Origin of the sequence: Hahella chejuensis KCTC 2396 (assembly GCF_000012985.1) — a bacterium.
GTDB classification, from domain to species: domain Bacteria; phylum Pseudomonadota; class Gammaproteobacteria; order Pseudomonadales; family Oleiphilaceae; genus Hahella; species Hahella chejuensis.
Window position 1 is genome coordinate 3,597,155 of record NC_007645.1, and the last position, 20,379, is coordinate 3,617,533.

The 20,379-nt window shown below is 50.2% G+C and carries 12 protein-coding genes; all 12 read right to left on the bottom strand.

Annotation, left to right across the window (positions count from 1 at the left end; translation table 11 throughout):
- Positions 1-73: 73 nt before the first annotated feature.
- Complete coding sequence (pglX, locus tag HCH_RS33185; protein WP_041598693.1) at positions 74-3,727, bottom strand: BREX-2 system adenine-specific DNA-methyltransferase PglX; 3,654 nt, start codon at positions 3,725-3,727, stop codon at positions 74-76.
- Positions 3,724-4,344, bottom strand: a complete 621-nt coding sequence (locus tag HCH_RS15590; RefSeq protein WP_041598694.1) for a DUF4276 family protein — start codon at positions 4,342-4,344, stop codon at positions 3,724-3,726. The genes pglX and HCH_RS15590 overlap by 4 nt, the downstream gene beginning before the upstream one ends.
- On the bottom strand, positions 4,338-5,498 hold the full coding sequence (locus HCH_RS15595; RefSeq protein WP_011397284.1) for an AAA family ATPase: 1,161 nt from the start codon (positions 5,496-5,498) through the stop codon (positions 4,338-4,340). Before HCH_RS15595 ends, HCH_RS15590 begins: the two co-directional genes overlap by 7 nt.
- A 67-nt stretch (positions 5,499-5,565) precedes the next feature.
- Positions 5,566-9,723, bottom strand: coding sequence for a BREX system serine/threonine kinase PglW (gene pglW, locus HCH_RS15600; protein WP_011397285.1), 4,158 nt, complete (start codon positions 9,721-9,723; stop codon positions 5,566-5,568).
- Positions 9,716-9,925: a methylation-associated defense system helix-turn-helix domain-containing protein MAD1 gene (gene mads1, locus HCH_RS15605; protein ID WP_011397286.1), complete on the bottom strand. Its 210-nt coding sequence runs from the start codon at positions 9,923-9,925 to the stop codon at positions 9,716-9,718. The genes pglW and mads1 overlap by 8 nt, the downstream gene beginning before the upstream one ends.
- Before the next feature lie 423 nt (positions 9,926-10,348).
- Positions 10,349-11,008, bottom strand: a complete 660-nt coding sequence (locus tag HCH_RS15615; RefSeq protein ID WP_158304963.1) for a substrate-binding periplasmic protein — start codon at positions 11,006-11,008, stop codon at positions 10,349-10,351.
- Positions 11,009-11,370: 362 nt separating this feature from the next.
- Positions 11,371-12,096, bottom strand: a complete 726-nt coding sequence (locus tag HCH_RS15620; protein WP_041598695.1) for a transporter substrate-binding domain-containing protein — start codon at positions 12,094-12,096, stop codon at positions 11,371-11,373.
- A gap of 251 nt (positions 12,097-12,347) precedes the next feature.
- Positions 12,348-15,011 carry an FG-GAP-like repeat-containing protein gene (locus tag HCH_RS32415; RefSeq protein WP_011397290.1) on the bottom strand — a complete coding sequence of 888 codons (2,664 nt, stop codon included), beginning with the start codon at positions 15,009-15,011 and terminating at the stop codon, positions 12,348-12,350.
- Positions 15,012-15,035: 24 nt separating this feature from the next.
- Positions 15,036-16,217, bottom strand: a complete 1,182-nt coding sequence (locus tag HCH_RS15630; protein ID WP_158304964.1) for a G8 domain-containing protein — start codon at positions 16,215-16,217, stop codon at positions 15,036-15,038.
- 815 nt (positions 16,218-17,032) lie between these two features.
- On the bottom strand, positions 17,033-17,590 hold the full coding sequence (locus HCH_RS15635) for an imm11 family protein (RefSeq protein WP_238384905.1): 558 nt from the start codon (positions 17,588-17,590) through the stop codon (positions 17,033-17,035).
- A 32-nt stretch (positions 17,591-17,622) separates the two neighbouring features.
- A complete protein-coding gene (locus tag HCH_RS15640) occupies positions 17,623-18,213 on the bottom strand; it encodes an imm11 family protein (protein WP_011397295.1) in 591 nt (196 codons plus the stop codon).
- Positions 18,214-19,110: 897 nt separating this feature from the next.
- Positions 19,111-20,355, bottom strand: a complete 1,245-nt coding sequence (locus HCH_RS15650) for an MFS transporter (protein ID WP_011397297.1) — start codon at positions 20,353-20,355, stop codon at positions 19,111-19,113.
- Between the last annotated feature and the right edge of the window lie 24 nt (positions 20,356-20,379).

Consider the following 20,379-nt stretch of genomic DNA (forward strand, 5'->3'; position numbering starts at 1 on the left):
AATTTTCCAGTTTGAAAAGCGCTATTCTTCTAAGCGCATCCGTCAATATCGTTATCTGGTTTTAATCAAAGATTTATCTTCGTCTTCTTGTGGTTGTCGGCGGTCGCCAATCCAACAATTCTTCACGCGTTAACTCCCAACGGCGCAGCTCTTCCAACAAATAACTTTCATAAAAGTCACCCATACGTTCACCGTATTCGGGGTCTATGTCGTTGTGCCATTGTTTTAGCCAGGGAATTAATTCGTCTATCGCTACCAACATCGGCATTAAACGTTCCGCTTCCCACCCATCGTTTTCTTTGCGGTCTTCGTACCAAGCGGCAATGGCTTGAGCGCGCTGCAAATGGTTTAAACCTGCCCAGCCAATCACTAACGTGTTATCGCCGTCTTTTTCACAGCCTGGCAGAGAGAAGAATCGTTCTTTGGGTACGTCGAGCTTACCGCGTAATGGCCAGTAGCTGGCTTTTCGGAAGTCGCTTTGTTTGTATTGGGGCGGAAGAGGAATATCGCCAATAATCTCGGCTTTTTTAGCTTCAGCTTTGCGTTTAGCTTCTTCGTATTTGGCACGGTTGCTTTCGTCGGCGGAATCCACTTCAGACAAAGGCCTGTCCACTCCGAATTCAGCATCAATCGCGTCTTCTAGCCGCTGCTTTTCCCAGGTTTCCTGCCAAGCACGATATTTTTCCATAGCTGCAGGCTTGATTCGGTCGGCCGCAGTTTGAGGAACATTATCTGAAGCTACCAAATCACTGACTAGAGTTTGAAAATCAAAGTCTTCCCCTCTGGTATATATTGCGGCCACCTGCCTTGCTTTTTTATGTTCTCGAACTTTGTCAGCTAATTGAGCGCAGGTTGAAAGCTTATGGAATTCCATCAATTTCTGAATGCAATCCAATAACCAATCTTTTGCAGCTAGCTTTAATCTGTCGTCCCAAGAGTCCCTTGCCCATCGCCGCTTATGATCTTTGTTATCAATTAATTTAATTGACTCATTTTCTTTTATCTCATTGATGCGCGCGTTCACTATATCGCGATATTTTTCCGGCCATTCGCTAGGAATTTCGGTATTAGGTTTACTACAATGGTGCTCGAACCAAACAGTCTTTAACTCGCCTGCATTTATTTTTCTTGCCAAAACTATTTCGAATGCTCGCTGACCCAAATCAATTTCTGGAAGTTCTCCCTCACAACACAAGGGTGCTTTTGTTAATCCGTATAGATAGTAAACAAACCAATCCAACTCTTCTTGCAGAGCAATCATTTCTCTCAATATTTTATATTCTGTTTCTTTTGCCTTTGATAGTGCTTCATAGAGTTGATCTTCTGCTTGGTTGAGTATTGATGATGGACTACAACTCTCTAGACGTTTTGTTAAACTATCGATTTGCTTTGCAAATAGGGTTGCTTGCTTGCTCGTATCTTCAACAACAGGAAAGGCCTTTAACTTTGTACCGTCCCACTCCATTCGCTCTTGCCACTTACCATCAGAAAACCCGCCACGCCCAAAAAACGTCTGACGCCCCCAAAAGCACGCAGTTGAGCTATTTAGCAATGCTAGCAGCCCGAAATGATCAGTTTCTGTAGCCAAAGTCGGTAGCTTTATAACTGGAGCAGTTCGATTGAATACATTGCCACCCCGGTCTAACACAAAATGGTTGTGGGTCGCCACGAATGCAAAAGTTATAGAGAGCGATGTTTGGTAAGCGGATGCGGTATGTTGCATATAGTCATACCATCTAAGACCTGCGTCAGCCATTACTCCCTGAAAAGTTTTTCGATTTGCCAGAGTAGTTTTCCATGCCCACAAAATACTTAAAGCTTTCGACCGAGAAGATTCTTTAAAATAGGGATACCATACCGAAGATGCATGTATTTTGGTCCAATCACGAATATGCTCACCAATTAAAAGTCCACGAAATTCACTTAAGCTTATTTTAGAGTTTCTCAATCTTACTGGCGAAAAGATAAAAATATCTTCTTCTGCAATTCGGACGCCACGGCCAATGGGAGGCTCCACAACTTCCTCCATTTGGCAAGTACTGTTTTCTTCCAATAATATCTTTAGTTCTGTGGCCCCACCGCCTCCGACACTCCAAGGGTGCGACAAAAAAAACTCTCGTGGCTGATCTACTATAGAAATGAATTCGTTTTCTGAATTTACTTTCGGTAGCAAGTCCACAATTGAACGCCAGACCTTTCCCTGCGACGCAGTTTTAGGAGCACTCGGCTCTCCGCGAATACCCAATGCAGCTCTAACCGTTTCTAAGCGTGGTTTTTGATTGCGAGCAAGAAGAATCACTGTAGGGGTACCATGACCAGGAATATATGCCCCTGAGGTATCGATCACGTGGGTCAAATCTTTATTTTGGAAAAGCTCTTCAATCAACTTTTTTCCAAACTCACGCTTCATAAAACTATTCGCGGTAATCATGCCAACAAAGCCTGCTGATTGATTTTCCTTTTCAAGAAACGCTAGGTCAAAAAAGCGCTCAGTAAAGGGAACACCTAACGAGAACTGACGATGACAGGTCGGGTATTTATCCCTATAAGCTGCACCAAGAGCTTTATCCTTTACCGTTATATAAGGCGGATTACCAACCACTACATGAAATGGTTTTTCGCCTAAAATTTTGTTGAGTTTCTCGAGATCTTCTGCTTCAAATACATGCTTTATTTCGTCATCCAATAAACCTTGCTGAATACCTTGTCCCTGCCATTCAAACCTTCTTCCATGCAGCAAAGAATCCCCACAAGCCAGGTTAAAATGAAACGCTGGCGCATCCTTTATTAGGTCTATATCGCAAGCCTTCATCGCCGCCATCAATAGACGAAAACGACAAATGGCAATCGCATAGGGGTTAATATCCACCCCATGCACTACATCCAATGCGCGCTGAGCCAAGACCCGACTATTAGTGCCTGGCTCGCGTTTTTGCCAACGTTCAAAAATGCGCTCGAAGGTAGTTAATAAAAAATGGCCGGAACCGCAGGTGGGATCAATTAAGCGCAGGCCCTCCAGGCCAAAGGTTTTAATTGCTGGCTCTAAGGTATAATCCAGAATAAAACTTTCGACAAACTCCGGTGTTTGCAGCAGGGCGTAACGTTTGCGAACGGCCTCAGATAGATCCTGATACAAATCCCCCAGGAAGCGCGTGTCCCAATTGGGATCGGTGAAATCGTGAATGATCTGCCCAGTTTCTGGATCGATCTTTTGGAAAAAATCGATCAGGCTTTTTGCTCCATCTGCTGAGACAGGAATTTGCCAGAGTGGGTTATGGCGGTGATCCAAGAGTTCTGCGATAACGGGAATTTTTTCCAACTGCTCAAATAGCTGCAGCAAATACTCCCGCTCTGCATGAGTGGGGTGCGCGTTAAAATAAGCTTCAATGCGATCTTTGGCGTTCTTTAACGGATGACTTTTTGCTGAATCGGGGCCACTCTCACGCTCCACTGGGCCAGCCAATACCGGCTGAGCTAGCAGGCCATTGTCTTCCAGAAAACGCACAAACACACAGGTTAATACCCAAGCAACCGCCGCTTGAGTAATTTGCGCCTCCCGCCAGGAAACGAAATGCTCTGCCGTTCGACCCGCTTCTTTCGCTTTAGCGTATTCCTGCTTTAGATGTGAAGTGCGCTCCATACTCTGCTCGTTGTAAGCCAGAATATCTTTTTCCAGCTTTGGTAATTCGCGCTGGAGATCTTTTAATAACTGTTGACGGTCTATCATGCGTCCATCTTATTTTTTAGTTCATTAATAAAGCGAGCGGCCCAGCCGGATGCTTGCTGTACTAATGCTGGTGATATTTCTTTTAGTATTTTGAAGGAATGACTTCCCTTTCCGTATTTACCTTTCTTGCAATCTTTAGTCGCATTTTCCAATGCTTGATACACTTGTTGCTTACTGACTTCCTCTATGGGGCGTTGCTCAGAAGGCAAAACGTTGGCATTAAAGTTTTGCCCAAAGAAATTCTCTAGTGTTTTCCGATCTGCAATAAACCACGACTCCATAACTTGAACCATTAAATGGCAATCTGTATCTATGGCGCCTTCTGGTTTTCGCCAACCATCTCGACTCTGCAAATGGCTCCAGGGAAGCCAGGCATTTTGCGCTCCAGTTTGGTTTTGTGAATTTACCGCTTGTTCACTATCGACAAGCAGCATTGCGGATTCACCATTTGCTAAGGCTGTACAATAAGATTCATAAGCATCGCGTCGGCTTCCGCATGCTACAACTCTTGGTCTCTTATTTATTCCCGCCGCAGTAATAAATTGAGTAAACCCCTGGCGGCAAGCTGTTTTCAGCTCGTTTGAATCACCACCACCTTCAACATAGAGTTTTACCATCGAGTCCCTCCAATTTCTCCGCGCGTCCATAATTGACCTAATCGGTATTTCTCTAACCAGGGTTTAAGTTTTTTCCCATCCAATCGAGTGAGTGTAGAGCCGTCTTCTCCGCGCTCTGCGACAAGTACACTTTCTGGTTGATCAGACATTGCATCCACAAGTACATCTGAGTGAGTTGTCACAATTAGCTGACAGCGCTCGGATGCTTCTTTCAATATTTCTGCTAAGGCAGGCAATACATCCGGATGTAAGCCTAATTCCGGCTCTTCGATACAAATCAATGGCGGAGGATTAGGGTGAAATAGAATCGCCAAAAGACAAAGGTAACGCAGAGTGCCGTCAGATAAGCGCGAGGCGGGGATTGTTATATTATCTTCAAAGAAAAATACTTGTACTGTTCCACCTTCTATTTGAACGCCGTAGTCTGTAATACCCTCATAGAGGCCTTGAAGTGCTCTTAATATTTTCTTTTTGACTGTTGGTTCTTTTGAAAAGCGGTTTAGCAGAAGACCTAGATTTTTACTATCAGGCTCCAGGTAATCATTTGGCAAATCTGCTTTTTGCGGAAGTCTTGAAGGCATTGAACGCCCAAAACTCCATTCTCGGTAGAGTCGAATTTTAGAAAATACTTCGCCTAAATAGGTAACTTCTGGATATTGTTCTGGATCTTTTCTCTGAGACAAAATGGATAAGTTCACATCAATATTTTCGCTTGATGACTTTTTCTTACCCTTTACCGAGAGAAATCCTTTTCCATTAGAAAACTCGTAGAAAGATGAAAAATTACTATTTGAGCTCTTTTTCTCTACGGATTCAATCCGCTCTTCAATTAGTTCAAACCTTTGGGATATAGCAGTAAAACTTAAGGAATATCTCAAATCTTGTTTTTTTTGAGAATCAGTGAGTATAGCTTCTAGAACTGCAACAGGATTAGCTGAGCTTCTTTTCCACAGAAGCTCGTGAACACCTCCACCATTCCTGATGGCCGCTAAAAGATCTTTAGGTGCAGCATGAAGTAGCTCAATAGCCTCGATAAGATTGGTCTTTCCCGATCCATTCGGGCCGATAATAATATTTAGAGGTTGCAAAGAAATATATTGTTCTTTTTCCCCATAACTTAAAAAGTTTTTGATCGATATGGATTTAAGCAACATGTGCTTCTCCTAAATGTTCTTTCGCTATATTCATCAGCAGAAACTTAAATTCGCAACGCATTGATTATTAATTTGAAAACTGTGGTTGATCTGGTTTAACCCAGCTGCCGGAAAGTCGTGCATAGATGCTGTTTCCCGCCTCCAATGGAATTACTTTGCCATCAATAACAGGCGCATGTTGCTGTGCGTCCCCGACAATTAATAACACCAAGGCATGAACATGACCCGTATTCGCCAAATGCTGGCGCAGCTCGTTAAGCCAGGTGTGAATAAGATCGTAACGGGCGATAAGGCCGGGCTCTGTTAATAGCACGGGTTTATCGGATTGTTTTATTTCGTCGGCAATCGAGGGCAAAACCTGATGAACCAGCCTTTGCAGGTTCACCCAATCACGACTGGTTTGGTCGGCGGCATCGGCTTTAAGCACCACCTGCCAATTGGGTGGGTTCTTCATTGCTGCGCAGTGTTGGTGTAGGCGCCTAAGAAGTAACTCATCGAAACTGAAGCTAACAAGCCCGTAGGTAGAACAAAGCTTGATTTTGGCCTTTTCCATATCCCGCGGGCGCACACCAAGCGCCAGGAAACGGCCGTCGCGCAAACTGTTGCTGATGGATTGGCGAATGCTTTTTTCATCCTGCCAGGCTTCACCATCCCAATCAGTTTGTTGCGTTAATGAGGTCTTGGTTTGAGTGGCCTGATACTCAGTAAAGCTGGTGATGGGCAAGCAGTAGGCGCCCAGTTGTTTTTTGCCGTCTTTATCGAAGGTTTCGTAATTTGGGTCCCACAAAAAGCCCATATCCAGCTTAAGTACTAAGTCGTCCAAGTGGGGCCTGCCTGGTAAAGGTTTGGCAGCAGGGTAACGCCCCTTTACCCGGACTTGAACCTCCGCCACAGTGAGCGCCTTGCTTCCTAAGAGGGCGCCTTGCGCCAGCTCTAAAGCCTGCGCGGCCTCCATATCCCGTGGGTAGAACTCCGCCCGGCTGGATAGTGCAGCCTGTTCCGATGCTGCGGCCGCCAGGCGCAGTAGCCGATGGGTGCTCAGGCCTGTGAAGGTTTCCGGAGCAGGCACTGCACGGACTTTATCCAATGTGGCCTGGGGTGAGAGTAAAGGTTGCTTTAATGCACATTCGCTGGCCAATTGACCAAGGTCCTGAGCGTAGGTGGCGAGGTCTTCACCTTGCTCTTGTTGGTTGTCCGCAATGACATAGCGGTTACCAAAACGGCGCAATATCCAGCGAGGTTGCTGTTTGCTGATTTCGGTCTCCACCGCTGCCCGCACCACGGCCTGAGCGTGACGGGAGCGTATGGGGTTGTCTTCCACCGAGCCCCTGCGCAGCAGCACAGCATCGGCCAGTTCAATTGCGGTCATCACACCACCGTTTTCGGTGAGAATCTCAACGATTTCATTGCGCAGCAAGTTGACTTCCGACAACTTGCCCCACTGGGTGGTGAGTTTGCTGAGGATTTGCCGGGCCTCGGCTGCCTCCATATTGATTTCGCTGCACAGCATGGTGATGCTGGGCCAGTGGACATTGTGATGGCCTTTCGGCGCTTCGGAATCCAACCTGCCTAAGAATTCATTTAAAAAGCTGCGTCGGGAGATATCAGGTGTTTTAGGGTAGATAAGGCCGAATAGGCGGTCAACGCTGGCTTGTTGCGCACCATCATGCTGGGATACTGGCTGAGCAACTTCGTTTGGCCACTTTTCCTGGAGTTTGCGAATCAGCTCTGACACTTCGTTACGGGTTTTGATACCGACACCCGGCCAGGCGCGCACCTTACTACGGTTTTGTTTGAGTAGATCCGCCACTGTATTGAGATTACGTCGACTAAGCGCATCCAGGGCTTGCGGGCTAAGTTCCAGAAGCCCGATTTGGGTGTCTTGCTGAGCCTCTTCCACCGGGCACGTCGGTACCTCGCCGTGAACAGTGGGATGCCGGGATTCTTTAGAGGCCTGCAGAAAGACCTGGCGCCAGGCGCGCAGCATATCGGCCGCTGTGGCGAAACGGCTGCCGAGATCCCGAGCTAATGCTCTTTGAAAGAACTTGGCCATACTGCTGCGAATGGATGGATCGAATACTGAAGCGTCCAATTGAAGCTCATGTTCCAAATCTATGGGTAAACCTTGATTGGCCGCCCAACCGGGCAAAGTGCCTGCGGCCATTTCGTAAAGAGTGAGCGCGGCGGCAAATCGTTCGGCATAGTCATCCCAACGCCTGCGGCCAGCGTCGCGGATGTAAGGGTCCATATAGGCCATGGTGCCGACTTTGATATTGTCGGTACCAGCGTTAGACAAGGAAAAGTCGAACAAAACCAGATGCAACTGGCTACCGAGCTCAGTAACGCCAATGTTGTCTGGTTTGATGTCACGGTGCATTAGGGCTTTGTCTTCCAGATGGACCATGGCGCTGAGGAGGTCGTCACCAAAGCGCTCCAATAACTCCAACTGAATGGCTCCGGTGCGTCGGATGCGTTGCGCCAAAGTGCCGCCTGTGGCGTAATCAATAAGCAGGCAGGTATGGCCAAGGATATCCAGCGTTTTGTGGTGCGCGATAATGGCTTGATGGCGAAGTTGGCCGAGGGTTTCACCCTCCTGATGCAGCCGCCGATTGTGTTCTGGGTCCAGGGCCATTTTTAACACGCGTTGCTGGCCTTGGTATTCAACTAAAAATGCGACAGAACAGGCGCCGCGACCTAGACGCTTGATGACGGTGTAACCGCCTTCGAAGGTATCGCCTTTCTTAGCTTCTGTGGGCTTTTGCGTGACTTCCCCCTCTGGTCGGGTAATGTCATTTTCGACTTCGGTCAGGTAGTCCAAAAAGTCCTGCACGGAATCCAATCTGGCGCCTGGGTCTGGGTGTGTAGCGTACTGAACCAAATAGGAAACCCAGGATGACGCACCATTGATTACATCTGTTACCTGAAGGCCATCTTTTCCTAGTTTGTCTTGCAGCTCAAGTTCATTTGCTGCGGGCTTTTTACCAGTAAACAAGTGGTAAGCGATGGCGCCCAATGAGAAGACATCAAGTTGAGTGCCGTCAGCTTCTTCCAAAGTATGAGATTCCAGCGCCATATAGGAACCGGATTCTTCCTGAACCATGCGTGTAAGCTTGCTAAATGCACTGATGTGTTTGGATTCGGTCTCAAAGATCCGCTGCGCTGTGGCCCAATTGGCAATTTTGATCTTGAACTCGCCGTTCTCTTCTTTAATAAAAATGGATTGTGGGCTGAGCGCCCTGTGATAAAGCTTTTGGCTGTGCGCGTATTTAACCGTTTCCGCTATGGAGCGAAGTAAGCTTACCGCCACAGATTGATCCAGGCGTTTACCTTCGTCTTGCTTGAGCAACCAGTGGTCCAGACGCTGGGAGCCATCGAAGTTTTCATAGATCAACGCTGGGCCGTGGTCGTGCCGTTGAAACTCCAAGGTTTTGAGAATGCCTGGGTAATCAACCCCTTCCAAGAGCTGCGCCTCCAAATGGGCGGCTTTGTCCAGCCGTGCGGCTTCGTCTGCTGCTTTGCCTTGGGTGAGGTAGATTCTTACTCGCCTTCTTACCTGAGTATCCACATGTCGCCCAAGCCACTCTTGGTACAAATCCGTTTCATCCAGTAACTCAGCGAGGTCAAACTGACCGACACGCCGGGTGCGCAGAGACTCTTTGATACCCGCCTGTAACATGGCTTGAGAAACCGTTTTCGCCGACACTTTGTCCAGCTTTTTATGCTTCCAGCTGTCATCAATACGAGTGATTTCTTCTATGAAATTCTTACGGGTATACACCTGCTTACGGCCGTTGCCTTCCAACTTGTTAACAATATTGGGCGCAGAAAGAAAAATGACGGGCGTAATGAAAGGGATTCTTTCTTTGGATGACTTACGTGCGGCATCCTGAGCTTGTAGCAAAGATGCAAGCTTTTTGGCTTTGCGATCCGTGAGCAGTAGTGGGTTGTCAAAAGCTTTGCGCTTACCCTCAGGCGCTTCCCAAATCCAGATTCCTGCGTCGCCTTTCATGACACCCGGGTGCGATTTGATCTCGACCAGAAACAGCCCTTTTGGGGTGTGGACGAGTAGATCCACCTCGTTGACGAAGCCTTCCTTAGTAATGAACTCAAAGTTCGCCCAAGCTCGATAGGGCTCGTGATCCGGAAGCGCTGCTTTCACGAAGTCCAGCGCCTCTTGCTCCCAAGTATGATCGGAGGTGGTTATTTGTTTCCAGAATTTATCCATGATCTGGCTTGCTCTCCAACGGTTGCTTTGGGGATTGGGTTTGTTCGCCTATCCAGCCATCAACGTCCGACTTCCGGAATCGCCAAGCATTGGCAACCTTAAATGCAGGTATATCCCCCTTGTTTGCCAATCTGTAGATAGTTCGCTCATTGACCTTGAGGTATTCGGCTACCTCCTTGATAGTCAGGATGTCGTCTGCCACTGGTTAGCACCTCAAGGCCTTTGGCCGGTGTCAAAGGAGTACAAATAGATACAAAGTATACGCTCAAAGTATGAGTATTCAAGAAAAGAATCCATTAGCCTGTACTGAAGCACAGCTCTACGTAATTCCGCTGGATTACGATCCACAAGAAGGCCCACCTCCTTGTCAGTGGCCGCCAGCTCCAATGCGCCAATCAAAGGGGGAATCTCCAGACCTTTGCTGTAGCGCTCGGCTTGCCGGATTTTCCCCGCCACGTTGGTGTTTTCTTTTTTTGGCTTCCACTACTGCAATAGGCAACAGGCTGGCGAACAAAGCTTGAGCAGGTTTTTAGCTGGCGTGGGCGTTGCCCGACTTGGGCATACGGCGGGAAAAATCATAACACTATCCGTCAGCATCTTTCCTAATGCTCTAACACTCCTTCCATTACCGATATTTATCCCAAATCCCCTCAATCTCCCCACTATCAATCAACTCCTTAATCGCCGCATTCAACCGACCCAGGGCGGCGGCTTTGTTGGGGTGGATGCGCAGCATGACGTCTACGCCGCCGACTTCGAAGCCGGGTTCGAGGTCTCGGTAGGCGGGGTTTTCGCGCATGCGGTAGAGGGCGAGGTCTTTGTTGATGATGACTTGGTCCAGGCGGCCGGCGAGGAGCATGGTGAGGAGTTGGGATTCGCCGTTGGCGTCGTAGCGCTCGATGGCGCCGCTTTGGAAGAGTTTGGTGAAGGTTGGGTATTGGTAGCCGCGCACGACGCCGATGCGTTTGCCGATTAGGTCCGAGGGGGCGTCAACGGGCAGGCTTTTACCGCGGGCGAATAGCAGGATGTCGACGGATTGCGCGTAGGGAATCGTATACAGTCCCAGGGTTTTCTCCCCTGCCCGCCATGCGGGGTTCACTCCCGACTCGATATCCACCAGGTTTTCATCGAACATCATCAGGCCGCGGGCCATGGGGTGAGCTTGAGTGATAAAGGTGTCGCCGGTAATGCGGCTGAGGGCGTCGAAAAAGTCTTGGTAGAAGCCGGTAGCGACTCCGTCCTGATAGAAAAAATAGGGAGGAAACTCCGTATTATGGGCAAGCACTCTGAACTCTTCCGCGTGCGCCCCGCCCTTTGGCGGCCATATACCAATAAGGAGAACGACGAGTCCTCTCAAAAAGATACCCGACAACAGCTTCGGTAGGGTCATTCTTGCTCTAACTTCTATTACAAAGGCTTGTGAAAAGCGTTGGCTTTCCCTGCGTCCGTTTGGCGCCGCCTCAGCGTAACGCGCTTGCCGCCGGTAAACACCTTGAGCGCTACAGTGGCTACCGGTTTAAGCAGTTGCTCTGATCATCTCCTTTTTTGCATTACACGTTTGTAAATCAATGCAAATTCAACCGCCAGACAGTTCCGCCCGTTCGCACGAGACCGGCTTGTCTGGCAGCCGATATGAAAGTGGGCGGATTATTTGACCCCATACTCCGCCAGGATCTTGTCGTAGGTTCCATCCGCTTTGATGGCGGCCAGGCCCCTGTTGTAGGCTTCGATGATTTTCTGGCCCTGGGCGTTGGCTTTGCCGGCGGCGACATGCAAGTCGTTCACCGACAGGGCGTTGTTGGTGAACTCCACCGAGTTGAGGTCAATGCCGGCGTCCTTCATAACGGATTTGGCGACGATCTCATCTTCCAACGTCAAATCCACCCGCTCGCTCAGCAGCTTTTTGACGTTGGCCTCAATCGTCCCCGCCTCCGGTCTGGAGAAATTGGTGGCGTGGGTGAACTCATCGCCATAGCCATAACCGCTGACAATGCCCACTTTCTTCCCGGAGAGACTTTCCAGGCCGTTGAATTCAAAAGGATCGCCCTTGCGTTTGATGAATTTGATGCTGTTTTGCGCGTAATAGTTGCTGTAATGAAGCAACTTGGCGCGCTCCTCCGTGAACCAGGCGCCGGGCAGCAAATCGATATTGCCGTTGATCACATCGTTCAACGCCCGCTTCCAGGGCAAAATTTTGAAATCCACCGTATAGCCCTCTTTCGCCATCGCCGCTTTCAACAGCGCAATGGATATCCCCGGATCATCGCCCTCCTGAATGAACGGCGGCCAGGGGTCCTGCGCGGCGGTGACCGTTTCCGCCTGTGCGGAGAACGCAACGAACAGTGTCAGAATCAAGGTAGAAAGAGCCTTCATGCTTATACCTCTCAGTTTGAGATAGATCATTGGCGTATACCCGATAAGCTTCAGAGCGAAAGTTCATCTGGCTGAGGTCGAACGGCGTTCTTTACAAATCCCCGTTGGTGGCGTGGCGTAGCGGCCAGTAACCGTATTAAGGTTAGTTTATAAACAGGTCTCCAACAAACTGGAGGTCCGCTGTGTGTGGGCTTTTCGGGGATCGGGAAGTGAGCGCCGGAGTCCGATTCGACTCCGGCGCATAAGAAAGACTAGCGATCGCTAATCAGATAGACGTTGTCAGCGGAGCCTTTGGGCAGTTCGGTGGCGCTTTGGAACAGGAAGTTCTGGAAGTTATTCGCGCCGTTAAGCACATGAATTTCCGTACTGTTCACCCCATTGCGTTTGAACCCGATCAGATCCGGCGCGCCGTCGCCATTGAAATCCGCCACGCGGAAGCTCCAGTTGTCGTTGGTGGCATGCAGCGCCGTCGCCGAATGCACGACAAAATTGTCGTAGCCGCTTTGGGCGCTCAGTATATGCACTTCCGTTCTGTTGGAGGCGCCTTGTTTGGCGATGTACCAGAGGTCGGGCCTGCCGTCGCGATCATAGTCGCTGATCAGGAACTCATCCGAAGAGTTTGGCCTCAATCCGAGCCCGGTGGCGTCATGCAGCAGGAAGTTCTGCGGATTGCGTCCATCCAGCACATGCACTTCCGTGCGTCCGCTGCCCGTCGTGTTATGCAGGATGGCCCAGATATCCGGCTGGCCGTCGCCGTTGTAGTCCCGTATCGCCATGTGATCGTTGACGTTCATGTAGCCCAGCGCCGTGCCGGACTGGAAGATAAAACGCTGCAATCCGCTCTTGCCGTCCATGATATGCACTTCCGTGGTTCCCGTGCCGGTGTTGCGCTTTTTGAAGCCGGCGATATCCATGTAGCCGTCGCGGTCCCAGTCCGTCATATCAAACTGCCAGGCTTCGTCGGTAGGCTCCAGCGCACTGTTCTGGGCGGCGGTGGAGATAAAGCTCTTGCTGCGCAACAACTTCTGGAACGAGGTTCTGGGGCCGCCCTGTTTGTTCAGCACATAGACATTGGGAGCCAGCGGGCGGTTGGCGCCGGGGGCGCATCCTGGATTCAAACACACGAAGATAGAACCCAGTTCGCCGGGATTTCTGAAATCCGCGCCAGCGGGCGCTTTGAAGCGGACAAACAAGCTGCCGTTTTCATAAGCCCAGGCGTTGCCGTCAAACGCCCGCAGCGCGGCCGAGGGTCCCACGGAGCCCAACTGAATCAGCGGACCGGCGAAACCATATTGCCCCGCCGGCGTTCCCAGATAGACATACACGTTGGGCGCCACGCCCGGCAGCTCCAGAGTCACGTACTCGCCGCTGCTCATGCTGTGATAATCAAACCGGGTGATGCTGGGAATCTGATCATGGTAGATGTAGCTGTAGTTATAGGCGCCGTCGACCATGGGCAGCAGGCTGACGCCTTCGATCTCCTTGCGGGATTCTGTGTAGCGCGCGCCGTCGCTGCGCAGGAAAGTGCTGTCCTGACGTCTGCGGCTGACCAGCGGCGCCGGCGGCAACCAGATTTCATCAGACGGACGCACTTCCACGTAGGCGAAACGGCGACGGCTCTCCATGCCGCTGAGCCCGTCTTTGATGCGGCTGCTATTGCCGTCGATCAGCATGGGATGGTCCTGGGTGATGGCGGTCATGGGCTGGCCGGTGAAAGTCCCGTCCACATCGTAAATCGCGCCGTTGAACCAGACCGGACCAATGTACTCATTGCGATAACGCACTTGATAGCTGCCGGGAGCGACCGTGGTGTTATGCAGGGAATGCCCGGAGTACTTGATGTTGGCGCCCCACTGGTCGAACAGAGTGAAATTATCCCGCTCGAAACCGGTGAAATGGGAGTCGCGAATACGCACCGGACCGTCATACAGAATATGCCCGATCGCCAGACCGATCACGCCGCTGGACGCGGACAGCCCCAGCGGCGCCACCGGCTCGTAGTTTTCCGAAGCGCCCACCCACAGCACGCGGTTGTAATCCGTCACCCAGGTGCTGGCCTCGCCTTCATAGTTATCCGCCACGATCAGGTCGTTGTAGGTGCTTTTGCCACGATTGCCGCCCACGCGGGAGTACATGCCCAAGTAGTTCTTGTACACCGTCAAGCCATTGATGACCGGCTCCTGCTGGGGCATGTAGTCATTGTTCAGGTTAGGCGTCTGCGTGGCGTCATTGGGCATGGGCGCCATGCCCAGCAGCCAGCCGTGGAAACTGGAGTGCGCGGTATTGTTGTCAATCGCGCCGGCGGGCAGGTTCTGCACATTGGGGTTCAGTCCCGGCACGAACACCGGACTGTTGGGATTCTGATGAAACGCGAACCAGAAACCCGACCCATCGGAACCGGCGGCGTGGTTATTCTGCACGATATTGTTGGGATTGGTGATCCAGAAAGTGGAAGGACCGCTGGCGTTTCTGGATCTGCCATCGGTGAAGTCGCTGGGCAGCAGCGCGTTTTCCGGCGTCGGTTTGCGGGTCACCAGACCGAGATTGCCAACAATACGGTTACCGGTTTCGTTGCCGTCCTCCATGAACACCGCGTGTCCCAGGTTGTCGTAACAGACATTGTTTTCCACTGAGGCGTTGTTCGTGCCATGAACGGTAATCGCGCGATTGTAGGTGTGGTGGATACTGGAATTGCGAATGTATTGCCCGGCGGCGTCGCCGGCCAAATGCCAGTGGAAAGGATAGCGGCCCAGCTTGCGGCGCTGCCCCATGCGGGTCAGCTCCACATTGGACAGACGACTGAAAGCGCCGCGCATCACCATGATATTGCCGCCATAGGCGATGCGGCCGCTGTCTTCGTCTCCCTGAATCTTCAGGTTGCGCGTCAACAGGCCCACTTCCGCGCGCTCGTCCAACGTCCAGCTTTGGCCGTTGTCGCTTTATTCCTGCAGCTTGCCGAAGTGGTTGTAGGCAAGGCGGTCATTAAGCGTGAGCGTCTTTCGGTCGCCGCTCACGCTGGCGATGGTGAATTCTTCGGCGTGATTCATGTCGAAATCGCTGGAGGCGATGACGATGCGATCTCCCGCCCGCCAGTTAACCGCCTCTTTCAGCGTGATACTGGTGTCGCCAACCCCAGCGGAGGCGCCCAGTTGCGTCCAGGACAGCCTGGGTTGGCCATGCATTTCGATGCGACCGCCGTTCATGGCGTGAATCAACTTGGATTCCGCCGCCGGGTTATCTCCCAGCAAGGTAATGACGCCCTGTCCATTGAACGTCGCCTCTTCCCGGCCCAGCTCCAATAAGCCGCCCGCCATGACGTGGATTTCCGCCACATCCAGGGTAAAGTCGCGGTTAACCGGCGCGGTGAGAATCCCCTCGTTGATGATCACATTCGCCGCGTTCAGGTTATCCAGCGCGATGGCGGCGCCGGCGGGAATGTAGACTTCGTCGCCAGGACCGGGAACCGAGTTCTCCAGCCAGGACGACGCCTCCGACCAAAGCGGCAGCCTTTCCAACTGCACGTCGTCGACGAAAGCCGTGTTATCGCCGCTGGCGCTCACGCCGCTGATCAATAACTGGTAGTTGCCGGGCTCCAGCCACATCGCCGTGGAATGGTACAGCCGATAGGCGCCGTCCTGCGGCCGAATGTTTCCAATCCGACTGCCGGCGAGCGATATGCGCAACGTTTGGCCCAGGGGCGAGTTGATGCAGCCTCGCTGCGCGCCTTGCAGATTGACGCGATAGGCGCCTGCGCTGGAGATGGTGATGGTTTTCTGAGCCTGCCCCGTCTGCTGGATAAACAGCGCCTGCTGACCCTGAGGCGTGACGGGATTGCATGAAGTAAACGCAGAGCCGTTTTCGGTAATGCCCGCGCTATCGGCGAAGGCCCATTCTCCGCCTGCAGGAAGATATTGAAAACCGCCTGCGGGAACATCCGGCGTCTCAAAGCCGGACTCGCCAATGGGCGTCATGACGCCCTCGTCAACGGCCGTTACCGCCATGGCGCTCTGGCAAAAGGCCAATGCGGCGACGGTCGTCAGGATGGAAAGCGCCCTCTTGCGTCTTAAGACTGAGCCGCGCGCCGGCTCGTCAGTATGATTATTCGTGTCACCCAAGTTCATTTTATAGTCTTCCACAGTGCATTGATTCTTAGCTCTGGTTCGCATGAACCCGTTTAAAGGCGTTGGGAATCTATGCTTCAAACAGACATAGAAATCCCCTATCCAAAATCACCCTTAAACGTTTCAGATCCGACATAGATAAATTAAGTAAAAAGTTCGGCATTGCTATCTTGTCGCCGAAACCAGAACCTCATCCTTTAAGGCGAATAACCGAAATGCATCAAGCTAATAACTGCCGGCGCAGCCATCAATTTAATGCAGTGTTTCCGTTATCCATATCCCAGGCGAACATTAACATAAGTTCACAGTTAATCCATTAGGGCAATGTTTATAACCCATACGGCATAACGATGAATAAAGAATTATCAGAATTGATATGCAACTTAATCTGCATCACCAATGATAGATTTTCATATTTTAATTATGCGCCGTTGCAACCTGTTTCGTATGATCCCACAGTCCTGCTGACAGGCCCTGCAAGCCTCATTTAGACTATTCAGCGACATAGCGACATAGCGACATAGCGACATAGCGACATAGCGACATAGCGACATAGCGACATAGCGACATAGCGACATATAGACAGGGAGATCTTTTCGTGTCAGAACTCATTAATGAAAAGAAGAAATTCGACGAAACCTGGGAAAAGGAAGCGCTCAAGGCAAATCGCACTATATGGTTGAATAGTAGACAGTAAATTTATAGAGTACGCCCCTTTTTCTCCCCCTAATAAGGACTGTTATGGGATCTTCTTTAATAGAATGCAGAGATCCTGATCGTCCGAATCTCCTATGAGTCTAACTCAAAATAATCCTTCAAGTGTCGTCAGAGTACTTTAGCTTTGTCATAATCAAGTTGGTAAAGCCAGCTTGAATAAAATCATTTACAAGCTCTTCACTTATAATATACGAAGACACATGCTCTTTGACCCTGAATATTGCGGGTGCGTTTTCAACCTTTTGGGTATCGAGAATATACTCCCCAATATCAATAACCTTATCGGTATCTCTCCAATACTTTACCTGACTGGCCTTAGTATCCAGGCAATCCATAATAGTCAGGGGGTTGATAAAGAAGTAATCGCCAGTGTGTGGTTTATTCTTATGGTTCAGTAGCGTGAAGGGAAAGTACTCGATATTGTCGTTGCCGATCCTGGATTCAATAATCGCTTTTACGTCTTTGTGAAGAATTAAATAACTTTCCGTGCTACCGATTAAAGAAGCAAGCTTCAAACCCTCTCTGTCTTCGGACATATGAACAACGGCATTTTCGGGGTAATAATCCTTAACGGACTTCCCTCCTCGAAGCCTACTGTAGTGAGCGCCTATGCCTACTGGCGAGTGGTCTAACACCACTAAACCCTCATCATCCATATTGCCAATTGTGCTCAGCCTATAGAAATTCATTAATCTTCGTTGGCATACTGTAGCTTAGTTAAGATCATATTGGTGAAACCCTTTTGCCTAAATGCGTTAGCCAGGTCTTCGTTAACAACGTAAGTAAATATCTCTTCTTTCACTCTGAAAATTGCAGGAGCATTCTCAACTTTCTTCCGGTCTAGAATAAACTGCCCTACATCCAAAACCTTATCGGTATCTTTCCAATATTGCACCTCACTGGCTTCGATATCAAGGCAATCCAGCTTTATCAAAGGGTTAATAAAACAATAATCTGCTGAGTGTGGCTTGTTATTCTGATTATGAATGGTAAAAGGAAAGTATTCTATATTCTTGTTACCCGCTTTTTCTTCAATGATGCTTTTAACATCTTTGTGTACTATCAAAAAGCTCTTAGTGTTCCCTACAAGGGATGCCAGCTTCGAACCTTCTCTATCTTCAGACATATGAACTACGGCATCTTCGGGAAAGTATTCAACTGCACTATTACCACGACACAACCTACTATAATGAGCCCCCATACCTTCTGGCGCTTGATCTAGAATACAAAAATCGCCGTCATCCAGGTCTCCAAGCGAGTTTAGCTCAAAATACTCCATATAAATCTCTCAATTTTTTCTTTAACTGTTCGTTAAAAATGGCTATCAGGCATAGAACTTAATGCTATTCCCTCTGCCTATTACCCCAGATTTTTAATTCTCCATATATTTTTTGGGGAGTATTTCACTAGGGAACCTCTGAAAAACTACCTGCGTTGCCATTGCTGCGTCAAAAGTCGGCTCAAAATGCTCATTTATTCACGATAAACTGCGCTTTTTCGCCGATTTTTTCCCTGCACAGGCGGCCTCGCCAACGTTTTTCAGGGGGGCCCTAGCTTTGCCTTGGTAAAGGCAAAGGCTGGCAATGTGACATCAGACTTTCCATCGAAATCGGGTTCGCGTACTCAGAGATAACCAGGCAAATCGCACTATACGGTGAATAATTGACCATATTTTTTCTGCCATGAGAAGTGAAAGTGGCGCTCAATATCTCAAATTCGCTGCTTTAACCCACTATGCTATGGTTTCCGGGGATTCGCTGCTACAGAGTATTTCACTAAAATCGCTTTTTTAGCAATTTTCTGCCGTTTTAATGAAATTTCAAGCAAAAAAACAAAGTGCGATTCCCCTGGGAAGCGCTTAAGGCTTTTTCCCGTTTGTTTTCATCGCAGCAAATAACGGAATTTGATCAGACTTTGTTCGGTGATCAATTTGATAACTTTCGTCAGGGAATGAGCGTCATGTTTCCTGATTCGGATGATATTAATTTTAAAAGAATAAGGTCCAACAGATTAAAGCTTCTCGGTTATAGCTGGCAGGCGGATATAAAGACATGGATCAAAGTGTCGGGTTGATTACATCATGATGCATAAGCCGCCTGCTTTTCGTTTAAACAACCCGACAATCAGGCGGCGACATTCAAACGCCGGCCGTTGACGGGACAGCGTTGTTTATTGACTAATCCGCGTATTTCACCTGCCGCGCCAGACTCAATTGTTCTTTGCAGCAAACCAGAATCGCCAGGCAGACGCAGAGCAGCGCGGAGACGATGGGGGCGTTGACGCTGATGTTGGCCACAAAGCCGAAGGCGAAGCCGGAGAAGCCTGCGCTGAAGGCGGCGATGGCGGCGGCCATGCCCATCATGGAGCCTTGTCTGCTCGCATCGACGCTGATAGAAAGCTGCGCCATCAAGCCGCTATATGACAGGCCAAAGCCCACTGCGCCCAATACCGCCAGCAGATACAGCGCGTAGGGATGAGTGCTAAGCAGGGTTCCGCCGATACAGAGCGCCATCAGCGTCAACGCCAGTCCAACCATGCCCAGAGGCTTCAGCATTTTCATGGCGGCGCCCACCAGAAACAGGAAAGCCGCCGCCAGACCAAAGCCGACCCAGGAGACGAAGCTGCTCACTTCCTGCTGACCGAAACCGAGCCCGCCAGTCAGATACAGACCGATAAACTGGAAGAAGGTATTCCACCCCACCAGCATCAACAGCAGGAGTAAGGCGTAGGTGCGGATATCCTTGATCCTGACTGCGTCGAGCAGGTTCGCTATAGGATTGGGAAGCGTCATCGCGCGGCTCTCGGCGTCCCGTTTCTGGTCTTGGAATACAAGCAGCAGGATCAGCAAATTCACCACGGACAGCGCCGCCACAAAGATAAAAGGCGTTTGCAGATTGAACCAGGGGACTAGCGCAGGATCGCTCAGATAACCGCCGATCAATGGGCCGACGACATAGCCCAGGGAGACAAAGAACATTATGTAGCCAATATACTTGGCCCGCTGTTTCTCCTCGGTGACATCGATAATGGAAGCCTGCGCGACGGGCAGACTGCCGGAAAAGAAACCGCCGATAAGGCGCCCGGCCATGAACAGCCACAGGCTCTTGAACGCCAACGCGAGCGCCAGAAACACATAGCTCATCGCCAGACCGCTCAGGCACAGCAGCAGCGTCTTCTTCCGCCCCAGACCATCAGACAATGCGCCCAACAGCGGCGCGCCAAAAAACATGGCGATGGAGAACGCGCCCAGCGCCACGCCGTAAACGCCATTACGGAAACCTTCAGAGCCTTCGCTGATCAGCCCGGCCACGGGATCGTGGGCGATGGGCGTCAACATGGGAATAATCAGGCTGGCGCCCAGATTATCAATGAAGATAACCAGATAAATGCCGATTAAACTCAACATCCTTATGTTTGTCATAAAACCTCTCGTACTGGAGCGCCC